Genomic DNA, 14454 nt, shown 5'->3' with positions numbered 1-14454 from the left:
ATTCCTGCTCAGGCCATGACGGGACGAGGGACAGCATTGGCAGCCTGCACGGTTGGCATGCGCGTCAAGCGCAGGGCATTGAGCACCACGATCAGCGAGCTTACCGACATGCCGACCGCCGCCCACACCGGCGTGATCCAGCCCAGCGCGGCAAAGGGCAGCATGAGGCCATTGTACAGCGTTGCCCAGAGCAGGTTCTCGAGGATGTTACGGCGCGTGCGGCGCGCCAGGTCGAAAGCCTGTGCCAGTGCCTGCAGGCGGTTGGACAGCAGCACGGCGTCGGCGCTGGTCTTGGCCAGATCGGTGGCCGAGCCCATGGCGATGCTGATGTCGGCGGCGGCCAGCACCGGCACGTCGTTGACGCCGTCACCGAGCATCAGCACCTTGCGGCCTTCACTCTGCAGGGCCTTGACCCTGGCCAGCTTGTCGTCCGGACGCAGGCCGCCGATGGCCTGGTCGATGCCCAGTTGTGCGGCGACTTCCCCGACCATCGGCGAGCTGTCGCCCGACAGCAGCAAGGTCTGCCACCCGCGCGCCCTGCACGCGGCCAGCAACTCGCTGGCATCGTCACGCAGGCGATCGTCAAGGCCGAACCAGGCCAGGGGGCCCATGCGGTCACCCAGGAGCAGCCACTGCCCGCGTGGCTCTGGTACCGCCGGCACTTCGGCGCCGCTCAGGGCGCAGACGAAGGCGGCCTGACCGATGCGCAGCCGCTGCTGGCCGACCTGGCCCTCAAGGCCCAGCCCAGGTACGGCCTGGACATCGTCGGCAGGTTCGGCGCTGCGTCCGAAGGCACGGGCGATGGGATGTTCCGAGCGGTTCTCCAGGGCGGCTGCCAGGGCCAGGCAGCGGTCAGGCGCAAGGCTGCCCAGCGGGCGGATGCTGCGCAGGGCCAGGCGTCCTTCGGTCAGGGTGCCAGTCTTGTCGAACACCACGGTATCGATCTGGTTCAGCCCTTCGAGCACGTGGCCGCGGGTCACCAGCAGGCCAAGTTTGTGCAGGGTGCCGGTGGCCGTGGTCAGGGCGGTCGGGGTGGCGAGCGAGAGCGCGCAGGGGCAAGTCGCGACCAGCATCGCCAGGACGATCCAGAACGCGCGCTCGGCATCCAGATGCCACCACCACAGGCCGATGGCCAGCGCGGCAGCCAGGCTGAACAACAGGAACCACTGCGAGGCGCGGTCGGCGATCTGCGCCAGTCGTGGCTTTTCCGATTGCGCGCGCTCGAGCAGGCGCACGATGGCCGACAGGCGCGAATCCTGGCCGAGGGCGTCGACCTCTACGGTCAACGCGCTCTCGACGTTGAGCGTGCCACCGGTGACCCGCTCGCCAGCCCGTCGGGCCTGGGGCAGGTATTCACCGGTGAGCAGCGATTCGTCGATGCTCGAACGGCCTTCGAGGATGCGACCGTCAGCGGGAATCACGGCGCCCGGCAGGACCTGCACGTGGTCGCCGCGGACCAGCTCGGCCAGCAGGATGCGTTCGGCACGCCCCTGCTCGTCGAGGCGCAGGCACGAGGCCGGCAGCAGGTTGACCAGTTGCGCGGTAGCCGCTGCCGTGCGTTCGCGGGCGCGCCGCTCCAGGTAGCGGCCGGTGAGCAGGAACAGGGCGAACATGCCCACGGTATCGAAGTACAGCTCGCCGCTGCCGGTGATCGCGGTCCAGATCCCGGCGCCATAGGCCAGGGCAATGGCCAGCGATACCGAGACATCCATTGTCAGATGGCGGGTGCGCAGGTCACGAGCAGCCCCTTTGAAGAACGGTGCGCAACTGTAGAACACGATCGGCGTGGTCAGGAACAGCGCAATCCAGCGCAGGATGGTGTGCAGTTCGGGCGATAGGTCGATGTTGAATTCCGGCCAGGTCGCCATGGTCGCCATCATCGCCTGGAACCACAGCAGGCCCGCCACGCCCAGGCGTCGCAGCGCCGTGCGGTTTTCCCGGGCCAATTGCTCGGCGGCCTGGTCGGGCTGGTAGGGGTGGGCGGCGTAGCCGATGCCGCGCAGTTCGGCGATCAGCCGCGAGAGCGGCAGTTGCCCGTCGTTCCAGCTGACGTGCAGGCGGTGGTTGGACAGGTTCAGGCGCGCCTCGCCAACGCCTTCGAGATTGCGCAGGTGCTTCTCGATCAGCCAGCCGCAGGCCGCGCAACTGATGCCTTCGATCATCAAGGTGGTTTCGGCCAGGGCGCCCTGGTGCTGCACGAAGTTCTGCTGGACGTCGGCGCGGTCGTACAGCGCCAGTTCGTCCTGCAACTGCCGCGGCAGTGCTTCGGGGTTGGCACTGGTCTCGCTGCGGTGCTGGTAATAGTGCTCGAGCCCGCCTGCGACGATGGCTTCGGCGACTGCCTGGCAGCCAGGGCAGCAGAACTGCCGGGGCTGGCCGAGTACCACAGCGCTGAAGCGGTTGCCGGCGGGGACGGGCAGGGCGCAGTGGTAGCAGGGAGTGGGTTGAGTCATCGGGGTCATGCCTGGCCGTGGGCAACAGCGCAAAACCTGTGGGAGCGGGCTTGCCCCGCGATGGCGATCACCTGGGCAACATCATTGCCTGGGCTGACGCTATCGCGGGGCAAGCCCGCTCCCACGGGGTCGGTGCTGTTGCAGCGGTTCATTCTTGATGCTCGGCGCCTTGCAGGGCTTCGTCGCCCAACTGCAAGGTCACGCCATGCTCGACCTTCTCTTCCTCGAACAGGCGCCATACCTGGCCGTTCTCGGTACCCAGCAGCTCGACGAAGCGCCGGCCCTCGACCTTGTCGTCGAGCTGACCGACATAGCGCCCGGTTTCGCTACGGGCAAGCTGGACCTTGCGGTCCTTGTCCGGCTGGGTCGGCGAGATCAGGTTCAGCTCCAGGGTCTGCGGATCGCTGTTGCCGGTCAGGCGCAGTTCCACCTCGCCGGTCAGGTCGTCCAGATGCACGCTGGCCTTGAGGCCAAGCGTCTGGGCCAGCAGCTCGCGGTCCAGCGAGCGGTTGATGCCTTTGCCTGCCTCGTAGTAGTTGTCGTTGACCAGGTTGTCCGGGTTGCGCACGGCGATGCTGACCATGGTCAGGCTCAGGCACACCGAGGTGGTGAGAATGCCGATGATGATCCAGGGCCAGAGGTGCTTGTACCAAGGGCTGTTGGCGGTAGCGGCAGTCATTGTCGAACGTCTCTCTCAGCGGATCTGTGGGCCGATGAAGCGGCTCTTGGCTTCAACCTGGGTGCCGTTGTCGTCGGCATCCTTGAGGATGAAGGTGATGTCGTTGGTGCTCGAGGGCAGTTTCTCGGGGGCGACCGACAGCTGCACCGGCAGGCTGACGATATCGCCGGCGGCCACGCGGATCTCGCGTTGCCCGGACAGCTGCAGGCCAGGCAGGCCGGCGGCGTCGAGCACGTAGACGTGGTCGCGCTGGTCCTTGTTCATCACCTTGAGGCTGTAGACGTTCTCGATCCAGCCTTGGGCGTTCTCGCGGTATAGCACGCGGTCCTTGCTGACGTCGAAGCCGACCAGCGAGCGGGTGGCGAAGGCGGTGGCCAGTGCACCGATCATCACCAGCAGCACCAGGGCGTAGCCAATCAGGCGCGGGCGCAGCATGTGGGTCTTCTGCCCGGAAAGATTGTGCTCGGTGGTGTAGCTGATCAGCCCGCGCGGATAGTCCATCTTGTCCATGATGCCGTCGCAGGCGTCGATGCATGCGGCGCAGCCGATGCATTCGATCTGCAGGCCGTCGCGGATGTCGATGCCGGTGGGGCAGACCTGCACGCACATCGTGCAGTCGATGCAGTCGCCCAGGCCCTGGGCTTTATAGTCGACGCCTTTCTTGCGCGGGCCACGGGCTTCGCCGCGGCGCGGGTCGTAGGAGACGATCAGCGTGTCCTTGTCGAACATCACGCTCTGGAAGCGCGCGTAGGGGCACATGTACACGCACACCTGTTCGCGCAGCCAGCCGGCGTTGCCATAGGTGGCGAGGGTGAAGAAGCCGACCCAGAAATAGGCCCAGCCATCGGCCTGGCCGGTGAAGAATTCGATGGCCAGTTCGCGGATTGGCGAGAAGTAACCCACGAAGGTCAGGCCGGTGACGAAGCCGATCAGCAGCCACAGGCTGTGCTTGGCCAGCTTGCGCAGGAACTTGTTGCCGCTCATGGGCGCCTTGTCGAGCTTCATGCGCTGGTTGCGGTCGCCCTCGGTGACTTTTTCGCACCACATGAAGATCCAGGTCCACACGCTCTGCGGGCAGGTGTAGCCACACCAGACACGGCCTGCGTACACGGTGATGAAGAACAGGCCGAAGGCGGCGACGATGAGGATGCCCGACAGCAGGATGAAGTCCTGCGGCCAGATGGTGGCGCCGAAGATGTAGAACTTGCGTTCGGGCAGGTTCCACCAGACGGCCTGGTGCCCGCCCCAGTTCAACCATACGGTGCCGAAGTAGAGCAGGAACAGCAATGCGCCGCCGACCATGCGCAACCTGCGGAACACGCCGGTGAAGGCGCGGGTGTAGATTTTCTCTCGGGCGGCGTAGAGGTCGACGGAATCCTTTCCTTTGTTGGCAGGCGGGGTGACGTCATGTACCGGAATCTGCTTGCTCATCATCAAGTCCCACGGCAGTGGAGAAATGCCAGGGCCAGTGCATGCCGGCCGTGGTCGCGCGCCTGTGTTGGCGCTCTGCGGCCCATGATACGCCTGTGATGGCAGGGTAGGGCTTGGCTGCGACGTTTAGTCGCGTTGGGTGGTCGTTTGAATCGTGTTATGGCGAGTGTCAATTGATCCAGGTCAGCCAGTGGTGCATTTGCCGGCCTCATCGCGGGACAAGCCCGCTCCTACAAGTACTGCACCAGACTTGTGGGAGCGGGCTTGCCCGCGAAGAGGCCGGGCCTGCTTACTCGGCCTTGGCCGGCATCTGGTCCTGCTGCGACAGGCTGTACACATAAGCGGCCAGCAGGTGCACCTTGTCGTTGCCCTGGATTTCAGCCTGCGCCGGCATCTGCCCCTGGCGTCCGTAACGAATGGTCTGCTGCAGCTGGGCGAAGCTCGAGCCGTAGATGAACGCCTGCGGGTGAGTCAGGTTGGGTGCGCCCATGGCGGGGGTGCCCTTGCCTTCAGGGCCGTGGCAGGCCACGCAGTTGGCGGCGAAGAGTTTCTGCCCGTTGGCCGCGTCGGCCTTGATGCCCTCGGGCAGGCTGCGCCCGTCCAGGTTGGTCAGCACGAAGGCGGCAACGTCCGCCACGCCCTGCTCGCCGATCACCTCGGCCCAGGCCGGCATCACACCATGACGGCCATTCATGATGGTGGTCTTGATGGTTTCCGGTTCGCCGCCCCAGCGCCAGTCGCTGTCGGTCAGGTTGGGGAAGCCGTACGCTCCCTTGGCGTCCGAACCATGGCACACCGAGCAGTTGGAGGCGAACAGGCGTGCGCCCATCTTGAGGGCCTGCGGATCCTTGGCGACGTCTTCCAGCGGCATGGCCGCGAACTTGGCGAAGATCGGCCCGAAGCGGGCATCGGCCTTGGCCATTTCCTTTTCCCATTCGTGCACGCCGGTCCAGCCCGACTGGCCATTGCTGAATTCGGTCTGCTTGTCGTTATCCAGGTACGTATAGCCTGGCAGGATGCCTTTCCAGTTGCCCAGGCCCGGATACAGCGCCAGGTAGCCGAGGGCGAAGACGATGGTGCCGACGAACAGCCAGAACCACCATTTGGGCAGCGGGTTGTCGTACTCCTCGATACCGTCGAACGCATGGCCGACGGTTTCATCGGTGATCTCTTCGCGCTGGTCCTTGCGGGTCGACAGCAGCAGCCAGGTCAAGGCGAAGATGGTGCCCAGGGTCAGGACGGTGACGTACAGACTCCAGAAGGTTGTCATTGTTGTTTGCTCCCAGAAGCATTCTTTTGCGCGTGCTCGACATGCCGGCTGGCCTCGGGATCATCCGCGAAGGGCAGTTGCGTGGCCTCGTCGAAATCCTTCTTGCGCCGCGGGCTGAACACCCACAGCGCCAGGCCCACGAAGGCCACCAGCACGACGACGGTGCCCAGGCCGCGAATCATCCCGATATCCATCAGCGTCACCGTTTGCTCTTGATGAGGGTGCCAAGGCCTTGCAGGTACGCCACCAGGGCGTCCATCTCGGTCTTGCCCTTGACCGCATCGCGGGCACCGGCGATATCTTCGTCGGTGTAGGGCGTGCCGAGGGTGCGCAGCACTTCGAGCTTCTTGGCCGTATCCTTGCCATCGAGGTGGTTTTCCACCAGCCATGGGTAAGCAGGCATCTTCGATTCCGGCACCACGTTGCGCGGGTTGTACAGGTGTGCGCGGTGCCAGTCGTCGGAGTAGCGTCCGCCGACGCGGGCCAGGTCCGGGCCGGTGCGCTTGGAGCCCCAGAGGAAGGGGTGGTCCCACACGCTTTCACCGGCCACCGAGTAGTGGCCATAGCGTTCGGTCTCGGCACGGAACGGACGGATCATCTGCGAATGGCAGCCTACGCAGCCTTCGCGGATGTAGATGTCGCGCCCTTCGACCTCCAGCGCGGTGCGCGGCTTCATGCCCTCGACCGGCTTGTTGGTGACGTCCTGGAAGAACAGCGGGACGATTTGCGTCAGGCCGCCGATGCTCACGGCGATGACCATGAAGAAGGCCAGCAGGCCTATGTTCTTCTCGACTGCTTCATGCTTCATCAGTGCGCTCCCACGACGACGATCTTGGCGGCTTCATCGGCCTGCGCCGGATTGGCAGCGCGTACCGTGCGCAGCACGTTGTAGGCCATCAGCAGCATGCCCGAGGCGAAGAAGGCGCCGCCCAGTGCGCGGACGATATAGCCCGGATGGCTGGCCTGCAGCGCTTCGACGAAGGAGTAGGTGAGGGTGCCGTCATCGTTGATCGCGCGCCACATCAGGCCTTGGGTAATGCCGTTGACCCACATCGAGGCGATGTACAGCACGGTGCCGATGGTCGCCAGCCAGAAGTGCGCGTTGATCAGGCCGACGCTGTGCATCTGCTCGCGGCCGTACAGCTTCGGAATCATGTGGTAAACCGCGCCGATGGAGATCATCGCCACCCAGCCCAGGGCGCCGGCGTGGACGTGGCCGATGGTCCAGTCGGTGTAGTGCGACAGCGAGTTGACCGTCTTGATCGCCATCATCGGCCCTTCGAAGGTCGACATGCCGTAGAACGCCAGCGACACCACCAGGAAGCGCAGGATCGGGTCGGTGCGCAGTTTGTGCCAGGCACCGGAGAGGGTCATCATGCCGTTGATCATGCCGCCCCAGCTCGGGGCCAGGAGAATGATCGACATCACCATGCCCAGCGACTGCGCCCAGTCGGGCAGGGCGGTGTAGTGCAGGTGGTGGGGGCCGGCCCAGATGTACAGGGTGATCAGCGCCCAGAAATGCACGATCGACAGGCGGTAGGAGTAGATCGGACGTTCGGCCTGCTTGGGCACGAAGTAGTACATCATCCCCAGGAAGCCAGTGGTAAGGAAGAAGCCCACGGCGTTGTGGCCATACCACCACTGGATCATCGCGTCAGTGGCACCGGCGTAGGCCGAATACGACTTGAACAGGCTGACCGGCAGCGAGATGTGGTTGACGATGTGCAGCATCGCGGTGACCACGATGAAGGCGCCGTAGAACCAGTTGCCCACGTAGATGTGCTTGGTCTTGCGCTTGACGATGGTGCCGAAGAACACCACTGCGTAGGTGACCCAGACGATGGCCAGCAGGATTGCGATGGGCCATTCGAGCTCGGCGTATTCCTTGGTGGTGGTGTAGCCCATCGGCAGGGTGATCAGCGCGCCGAGGATCACCGCCTGCCAGCCCCAGAAGGTGAAGGCGGCCATGCCGTCGGAGATCAGCCGGGTCTGGCAGGTGCGCTGCACCACGTAGTAGCTGGTGCCGAACAGTGCACAGCCGCCGAAGGCGAAGATCACCAGGTTGGTGTGCAGCGGTCGCAGGCGTCCGAAGCTGGTCCAGGGCAGGTCGAAGTTGAGCTGCGGCCACACCAGCTGCGATGCGATAAAGACGCCGAGGCCCATGCCAAGGATCCCCCAGACCACCGTCATGATGGCGAACTGGCGGACGACCTTATAGTTATAAGCAGTCGGACTGATTGCTGTGCTCATGCTAAGGTTCCACGGTTTAGGTGTTCTTGTTGGTGGAAAAATCGGCGCCAGTCTCGATAGCCGCAATGGCTATGGCAACGCAAGGTACCCTGCGCCGACCCGTGTCCATACCCTTCCCACCACCGTCCCGTGGCGTTTCGGGTCGAACGATTGTACACAAATAAATATCTGTAATGTGTACCGTTTTTCACCTTTTTCTGATCGATCGGTCAAGCTTTTTTTTCGATGTCTTTTTAGCGCGCGGCGTCAGGCAATGCGCCGCGTCGAGGCCATCGCTGCAACGCGCGGCCACTGTGGCAACAAGCTTAGTTCCGTTCGGAGGGGGTGCAAGGGAGGGGGAGCGGCGCGCCCCTGTGGGAGGGCGAGTCGCCGCTCCCACAGGAGGGTTTTGCGGGGTATTACTGGGCTGTCAGCGTTTCAGCGTTTTCATCATGGGACAGGCTGTACACGTAAGCCGCCAGCAGGTGCACCTTGTCGCTGCCCTGGATCTCGGCCTGGGCCGGCATCTGGCCTTGGCGACCATAGCGGATGGTCTGCTGCAACTGGGCGAAGCTCGAACCGTAGATGAACGCCTGCGGGTGAGTCAGGTCGGGTGCGCCCATGGCGGGGGTGCCCTTGCCTTCCGGCCCATGGCAGGCCACGCAGTTGCTGGCGAAGATCTCCTTGCCCTTGGCCACGTCGGCCTTGGCCCCTTCAGGCAGGCTGCGGCCATCGAGGTTGGTGAGCACGAAACCTGCGACATCCGCCACGCCCTGTTCGCCGATGACCTCGGCCCAGCCTGGCATCACGCCATGGCGGCCGTTCATGATCGAGGCCTTGATGGTCTCGGGTTCACCGCCCCAGCGCCAGTCCTTGTCAGTCAGGTTGGGGAAACCATAGGCCCCTTTGGCGTCCGAGCCATGGCACACCGAGCAGTTGGAGGCGAACAGGCGTGCGCCCATCTTCAATGCCTGCGGATCCTTGGCCACTTGCTCCACCGGCATGGCGGCGAACTTGGCGAAGATCGGCCCGAAGCGGGCGTCGGCCTTGTCCATTTCTTTCTGCCATTCGTTGACCTGGGTCCAGCCATTCTCGTAGCCAGGCAGGATGCCTTTCCAGTTGCCCAGGCCCGGGTAGAGGATGAGGTAGCCGACCGAGAACACCAGGGTGCCGACGAACAGCCAGAACCACCATTTGGGCAGCGGGTTGTCGTACTCCTCGATGCCGTCGAAGCTATGGCCCATGGTCTGGTCGGTGGTGTTGTTGCTCTGGCCCTTGCGGGTGCCGAGCAGCAACCAGGTCAGGCCGATCAGGCTGCCGATGGTCAGTACGCTGATGTACGTACTCCAGAAGGTGGTCATTGCCCGTTACTCCTCATGGCAGGTTCCTGCCCGGCAGGGGGCAGGCGGTCGTCGTCGAAGGGCAGCAGGCGCGCTTCGGCGAAATCACGGTCGCGGCGGCGGTTGAACACCCAGAGCGACAGGCCGATGAAGGCGATCATCACCACCAGGGTGCCGAGGCCGCGGATCATGCCGATGTCGAATTCCATCGTGCTTACCTCTTGTTCTTGATCGAGGTGCCCAGCACCTGCAGGTAGGCGACCAGCGCATCCATCTCGGTCTTGCCCTTGACTGCGTCGCGGGCACCGGCGATGTCTTCGTCGGTGTAGGGCACGCCGAGGGTGCGCAATACGCGCAGCTTGGTGTCGGTGTGGCTGTTATCGACCGGCTGTGCGACCAGCCACGGGTAGGCCGGCATCTTCGATTCCGGTACCACGTTGCGCGGGTTGTACAGATGCGCGCGGTGCCAGTCGTCGGAGTAGCGTGCGCCGACGCGGGCCAGGTCCGGGCCGGTGCGCTTGGAGCCCCAGAGGAAGGGGTGGTCCCACACGCTTTCACCGGCCACCGAGTAGTGACCATAGCGTTCGGTCTCGGCGCGGAATGGGCGGATCATCTGCGAATGGCAGCCCACGCAGCCTTCGCGGATGTAGATATCGCGGCCTTCCAGTTGCAGCGCGGTGTAGGGCTTCATGCCCTCGACCGGCTTGTTGGTGACGTCCTGGAAGAACAGCGGGACGATCTGCGTCAAGCCGCCGATGCTGACGGCGAACACCATCAGCAAGGCCAGCAGCCCGACGTTTTTCTCGATGACTTCATGTTTCATCAGGCGTGTCTCCTCAAGCCAGCTGGGCGTTCGCAGGGGCGGCGTCAAGCGCTGGCGAACGTACGGTGCGCCAGGTGTTCCAGGCCATCAGGAACATGCCGCTGAGGAAGATCGCCCCGCCGACGAAGCGCACGATGAAGCCGGGGTGGCTGGCCACCAGGGTTTCGACGAACGAGTAGGTGAGCGTGCCGTCGCTGTTGACCGCACGCCACATCAGGCCCTGGGCGATGCCGTTGACCCACATCGAGGCGATGTAGAGCACGGTGCCGATGGTTGCCAGCCAGAAGTGCGCGTTGATCAGGCCGATGCTGTGCATCTGCTGCTTGCCGAACACCTTCGGAATAGTGTGGTACAGCGCGCCGATGGAGATCATCGCCACCCAGCCCAGGGCGCCGGCGTGGACGTGGCCGATGGTCCAGTCGGTGTAGTGGGAGAGGGCGTTGACGGTCTTGATCGCCATCATCGGGCCTTCGAAGGTCGACATGCCGTAGAACGCCAGCGACACCACGAGGAAGCGCAGGATCGGGTCGCTGCGCAGTTTGTGCCAGGCGCCGGAGAGGGTCATCATGCCGTTGATCATCCCGCCCCAGCTCGGTGCGAGCAGGATCAGCGACATGATCATGCCCAGTGACTGGGCCCAGTCGGGCAGGGCGGTGTAGTGCAGGTGGTGCGGGCCGGCCCAGATGTACAGGGTGATCAGCGCCCAGAAGTGCACGATCGACAGGCGATAGGAATACACCGGACGCTCGGCCTGCTTGGGCACGTAGTAGTACATCATCCCCAGGAAGCCTGCGGTCAGGAAGAAGCCTACGGCGTTGTGGCCGTACCACCACTGCACCATGGCGTCGGTGGCCCCGGCGTAGACCGAGTATGACTTGGTCAGGCTGACTGGCATCTCCAGGTTGTTGACGATGTGCAGGATCGCCACGGTGAGGATGAAGGCACCGAAGAACCAGTTGCCCACGTAGATGTGCTTGGTGGTGCGCTTCATCAGCGTGCCGAAGAACACGATGGCGTAGCAGACCCAGACGATGGTGATCAGGATGTCGATCGGCCATTCCAGTTCGGCGTATTCCTTGGAGCTGGTGTAGCCCAGTGGCAGGCTGATCGCTGCCAGCAGGATCACCAGTTGCCAGCCCCAGAAGGTAAAGGCCGCCAGTTTTGGCGCGAAGAGGATGGTCTGGCAGGTACGCTGCACCGAATAATACGAGGTGGCGAACAGGGCACAGCCACCGAAGGCGAAGATCACCGCGTTGGTGTGCAGCGGTCGCAGACGACCGAAGCTGGTCCACGGAAGGTCGAAGTTGAGGCTCGGCCAGACGAGTTGCGCGGCGATGAAGACGCCGAGCCCCATGCCGACGATGCCCCACACCACCGTCATGAGGGCGAATTGGCGGACCACCTTGTAGTTGTAGGCGGTACTGCTGGTTGTGTTCATGTATGGGTTCCCATCCACGGTTATAGGCAGGCTAAACAGCGAGGCAAGCATGAAAGATGGGCAATGTGCCGGTATTGACGGGGATCAATGGGCCCAAGTGGGAAATGTCCCAGGCTTGCGCGTCGATCCCCCGCAAATCCGGGGCGATCAGGGGCGTTCCTGCAGCCTGATCCTGGCCCACGGCGCCGGTGCGCCGATGGACAGTGCGTTCATGGACGAGATCGCGCAAAGGCTGGCGGGGCTTGGGGTCGGAGTGATCCGCTTCGAATTTCCCTACATGGCCGAGCGCCGGATAAACGGCGGCAAGCGTCCGCCCAACCCGCAGAAGGTGCTGCTCGAGTGCTGGCGCGAGGTGTATGGGCAGGTGCGACCATTGGTCACGGGCACCTTGGCCATCGGCGGCAAGTCGATGGGCGGGCGCATGGCCAGTTTGCTGGCCGATGAGCTGAAGGTGGATGCGCTGGTGTGCCTGGGGTATCCGTTCTATGCCGTGGGCAAGCCGGAGAAGCCGCGGGTCGAGCATCTGGCCGAGCTGAAGACGCCGACGCTCATCGTCCAGGGCGAGCGGGATGCGCTGGGGAATCGGGAGGCGGTGCGAGGGTATGCGCTGTCACCGGCGATCGAGGTGAACTGGCTGGTGGCGGGGGATCATGATCTGAAGCCGCTGAAAGCTTCAGGGTTCAGCCATGAGCAGCATCTGCAGGCGGCGGCTGAGAAGGTGGCGGGGTTTCTGAAGGGTTAGCGCTGGATTCTTCGCGGGCAAGCCCGCGAAGAGCCTGATGCTTAGTCGCGATACTCGCACAGGTAGGCGGTATCGACCTTGACCTGCAGCTGGAACTTGCTGTCGGCAGGTACATTGAATTTGTCGCCAGCGTTGAAGGTTTCCCAGTTGTCGCTGCCTGGCAGCTTGACGATCAGGGCGCCGGAGACCACGTGCATGATCTCGCGCTTGGCGGTGCCGAACTCGTATTCGCCCGGGGCCATCACGCCCACGGTGGCCGGACCTTCTTCGCCTGCGAAGGCGATCGACTTGACGGTGCCGTTGAAGTACTCGTTGACCTGGAACATGGGCGACTCCTGAACAGAAGGGCTGAAAAAAGGCTGGCCAGTATGCCCAAGCCCTGCGCGGCCGTCATCTGCTTTCAGGTGAGGCTCAAGGGCAGCAACCGCGCTGTATTGCGTGCATCCTCCAGCGCCCGGTGCTGCTGGCCGACGAACTGCATGCCCGCCAGTTGCAGCGCACCGTTCAGGCCGGTGGGGCGCTGCAGGTGGCGGGCCTTGGCGAAGCGCTGCTTGAGGTTGATGTGCGGCAGCTGCGCCAGCAGGCTGCTGACCTGATGCTGCTGCCATTCCTGCAACAACTGCTGGCGGTCGTAGTCGCCCCAGCTGACCCAGGCCTGCAATTGCGCCTGGTGATGACCCAGCCAGCGCTCGAACTGCGCCCAGATTTCGGCGAACGGCGCCGCGCTGTCGATACTGGCCTGGCCGATGTGCGTCAGCTCGCGGCAGAACGGTGTCAACTGCGGACGCCGCCGCGGCTTGACGAAGCGCTGGAAGTGATCGACCTCGCGGCCTTCGCGGGTGACCAGGCTTGCGCCGATTTCAATGATTTCCATCTCGGTGACCGGCCAGCCACCGTCGTCGGTCGTGGCTTCCAGGTCGATGACCAGCCAATGGCCCATACCAGGCTCCCTTGCAAGACGCTGTGGTCCGCGGCGTCAGGCATGGGCCAGGGCCGCGGGCCCTTAGGGTCTGTCTGAAATGTATCTGCACTCGCGCAGACACATTTCAGACAGACCCTAGAGCGTAGCCAATCCAGAACCCTTACGGCATCCCCTGGCAGAATGCCGCTATTTTGGCATAACCAGCGGTTGTGCCCTGACAGGAAAACGCCTAGCTTAGGCGCATCAAGGTCCACCCCCGTGATTTGAGTGCCTCACTTGACGCCACTGCCCGCCCTCAAGGCCCTGTCATCCCTGATGATGCTCGCTGCACTGTGGCTGGCGGGCTCGGCCTGTGCCGTCGAAATGGTGGAGGTGCGGATCGGGGCCGCGCATTTTCCGCCTTATACGGTGCGTCCGGAGCAGGGGGCCGATACGGGGCTGTTGCCGCAGCTCGCCGAGGCACTGAACCAGCTCCAGGCCGGTTACCGTTTCGTTCTGGTACCAACCTCGATCCCGCGTCGTTTTGGTGATTTCCAGCAGGGTCGCACCGACATGGCGATCTTCGAGAACCCGCAATGGGGTTGGCAGCAGATCCCACACACGGTAGTCGACATGGGCCTGGAAGATGCCGAGATCTTCGTCGCCCATCGTCAGGCAGGGCGTGACCAGCATTATTTCGATGACCTCAAAGGCAAGCGCCTGGCGCTGTTCAATGGCTATCACTACGCGTTTGCCGATTTCAATCCCGACCCTGAATACCTGAAGAAGACCTTCCGGGCCATCCTCTCTTATTCCCACGACAGCAACCTGTCGATGGTGCAACGCGAGCGTGCGGACATTGCCCTGGTGACCTGCTCGTACCTGAGTGACTACCTCAAGCGCAACCCGGCCAAGGGCGGCGAGCTGATGGCCTCGGATCGGGTCGATCAGGTCTACCATCACTACGCGCTACTGCGTCCTGGCGCGCCGATCCGCGCCGAAGTCTTCACCCAGTTGATGCAGCGCCTGCGCGACAGCGGTGAGCTGGCAGCGCTTTTCGGCCCTTATCGGATCACCGTGCAAACGCCGAACAATTAAATTCGCGGGCTGCGATCACGTTCAGACACTTGAGTGTGATTCCTTTTTTC

General features: G+C 63.7%; 15 protein-coding genes. 2 read left to right on the top strand and 13 right to left on the bottom strand.

Translation table 11 applies throughout. The features are described from left to right. Positions 1–8: 8 nt before the first annotated feature. The 11 genes from F6X62_RS20635 to ccoN (F6X62_RS20585) form a co-directional block, all read right to left on the bottom strand. Positions 9–2453 carry a heavy metal translocating P-type ATPase gene (locus F6X62_RS20635; protein ID WP_153774563.1) on the bottom strand — a complete coding sequence of 815 codons (2445 nt, stop codon included), beginning with the start codon at positions 2451–2453 and terminating at the stop codon, positions 9–11. 148 nt (positions 2454–2601) lie between these two features. After that, the gene (locus tag F6X62_RS20630) at positions 2602–3132 is read right to left on the bottom strand and encodes a FixH family protein (protein WP_054894763.1); all 531 of its coding nucleotides are present in this window, start codon (positions 3130–3132) and stop codon (positions 2602–2604) included. Positions 3133–3147: 15 nt separating this feature from the next. Next, entirely contained in the window at positions 3148–4563 is a 1416-nt protein-coding gene (ccoG, locus tag F6X62_RS20625) for a cytochrome c oxidase accessory protein CcoG (RefSeq protein WP_151925603.1), read from the bottom strand. A gap of 289 nt (positions 4564–4852) precedes the next feature. Then, the gene (ccoP, locus tag F6X62_RS20620; RefSeq protein ID WP_153774562.1) at positions 4853–5833 is read right to left on the bottom strand and encodes a cytochrome-c oxidase, cbb3-type subunit III; all 981 of its coding nucleotides are present in this window, start codon (positions 5831–5833) and stop codon (positions 4853–4855) included. Next, positions 5830–6027 carry a CcoQ/FixQ family Cbb3-type cytochrome c oxidase assembly chaperone gene (locus tag F6X62_RS20615; protein WP_054894780.1) on the bottom strand — a complete coding sequence of 66 codons (198 nt, stop codon included), beginning with the start codon at positions 6025–6027 and terminating at the stop codon, positions 5830–5832. Before F6X62_RS20615 ends, ccoP (F6X62_RS20620) begins: the two co-directional genes overlap by 4 nt. A gap of 5 nt (positions 6028–6032) precedes the next feature. Then, on the bottom strand, positions 6033–6641 hold the full coding sequence (gene ccoO / locus F6X62_RS20610) for a cytochrome-c oxidase, cbb3-type subunit II (RefSeq protein ID WP_054894766.1): 609 nt from the start codon (positions 6639–6641) through the stop codon (positions 6033–6035). Beyond that, positions 6641–8083 carry a cytochrome-c oxidase, cbb3-type subunit I gene (gene ccoN / locus F6X62_RS20605; RefSeq protein ID WP_054894767.1) on the bottom strand — a complete coding sequence of 481 codons (1443 nt, stop codon included), beginning with the start codon at positions 8081–8083 and terminating at the stop codon, positions 6641–6643. Before ccoN (F6X62_RS20605) ends, ccoO (F6X62_RS20610) begins: the two co-directional genes overlap by 1 nt. Positions 8084–8481: 398 nt before the next feature. Continuing rightward, a complete protein-coding gene (ccoP, locus tag F6X62_RS20600) occupies positions 8482–9423 on the bottom strand; it encodes a cytochrome-c oxidase, cbb3-type subunit III (protein WP_153774561.1) in 942 nt (313 codons plus the stop codon). Then, on the bottom strand, positions 9420–9611 hold the full coding sequence (locus F6X62_RS20595; protein ID WP_054894769.1) for a cbb3-type cytochrome c oxidase subunit 3: 192 nt from the start codon (positions 9609–9611) through the stop codon (positions 9420–9422). The genes ccoP (F6X62_RS20600) and F6X62_RS20595 overlap by 4 nt, the downstream gene beginning before the upstream one ends. Positions 9612–9616: 5 nt before the next feature. Next, entirely contained in the window at positions 9617–10225 is a 609-nt protein-coding gene (ccoO, locus tag F6X62_RS20590; RefSeq protein WP_054894770.1) for a cytochrome-c oxidase, cbb3-type subunit II, read from the bottom strand. A 13-nt stretch (positions 10226–10238) separates the two neighbouring features. Beyond that, positions 10239–11663 carry a cytochrome-c oxidase, cbb3-type subunit I gene (ccoN, locus tag F6X62_RS20585; protein WP_063545645.1) on the bottom strand — a complete coding sequence of 475 codons (1425 nt, stop codon included), beginning with the start codon at positions 11661–11663 and terminating at the stop codon, positions 10239–10241. A 49-nt stretch (positions 11664–11712) separates the two neighbouring features. Here ccoN (F6X62_RS20585) and F6X62_RS20580 point away from each other — a divergent pair, with 49 nt between their 5' ends. Further along, positions 11713–12405, top strand: coding sequence for an alpha/beta family hydrolase (locus tag F6X62_RS20580; protein ID WP_153774560.1), 693 nt, complete (start codon positions 11713–11715; stop codon positions 12403–12405). Positions 12406–12446: 41 nt separating this feature from the next. Here the strand turns inward: F6X62_RS20580 and F6X62_RS20575 are convergent, their stop codons facing one another. Continuing rightward, on the bottom strand, positions 12447–12731 hold the full coding sequence (locus tag F6X62_RS20575) for a pyrimidine/purine nucleoside phosphorylase (RefSeq protein WP_054894773.1): 285 nt from the start codon (positions 12729–12731) through the stop codon (positions 12447–12449). 74 nt (positions 12732–12805) lie between these two features. Further along, positions 12806–13345: an exonuclease domain-containing protein gene (locus F6X62_RS20570; protein ID WP_063545644.1), complete on the bottom strand. Its 540-nt coding sequence runs from the start codon at positions 13343–13345 to the stop codon at positions 12806–12808. A 258-nt stretch (positions 13346–13603) separates the two neighbouring features. On the opposite strand from F6X62_RS20570, the gene F6X62_RS20565 reads away from it, so the two are divergent. Continuing rightward, a complete protein-coding gene (locus F6X62_RS20565) occupies positions 13604–14404 on the top strand; it encodes an ABC transporter substrate-binding protein (protein WP_153774559.1) in 801 nt (266 codons plus the stop codon). The last annotated feature ends 50 nt before the right edge of the window (positions 14405–14454 follow it).

It is taken from the genome of Pseudomonas sp. MNR3A (genome assembly GCF_009650575.1).
Taxonomy (GTDB): domain Bacteria; phylum Pseudomonadota; class Gammaproteobacteria; order Pseudomonadales; family Pseudomonadaceae; genus Aquipseudomonas; species Aquipseudomonas machongensis.
This window is presented reverse-complemented; position numbering and strand designations above follow the sequence as displayed.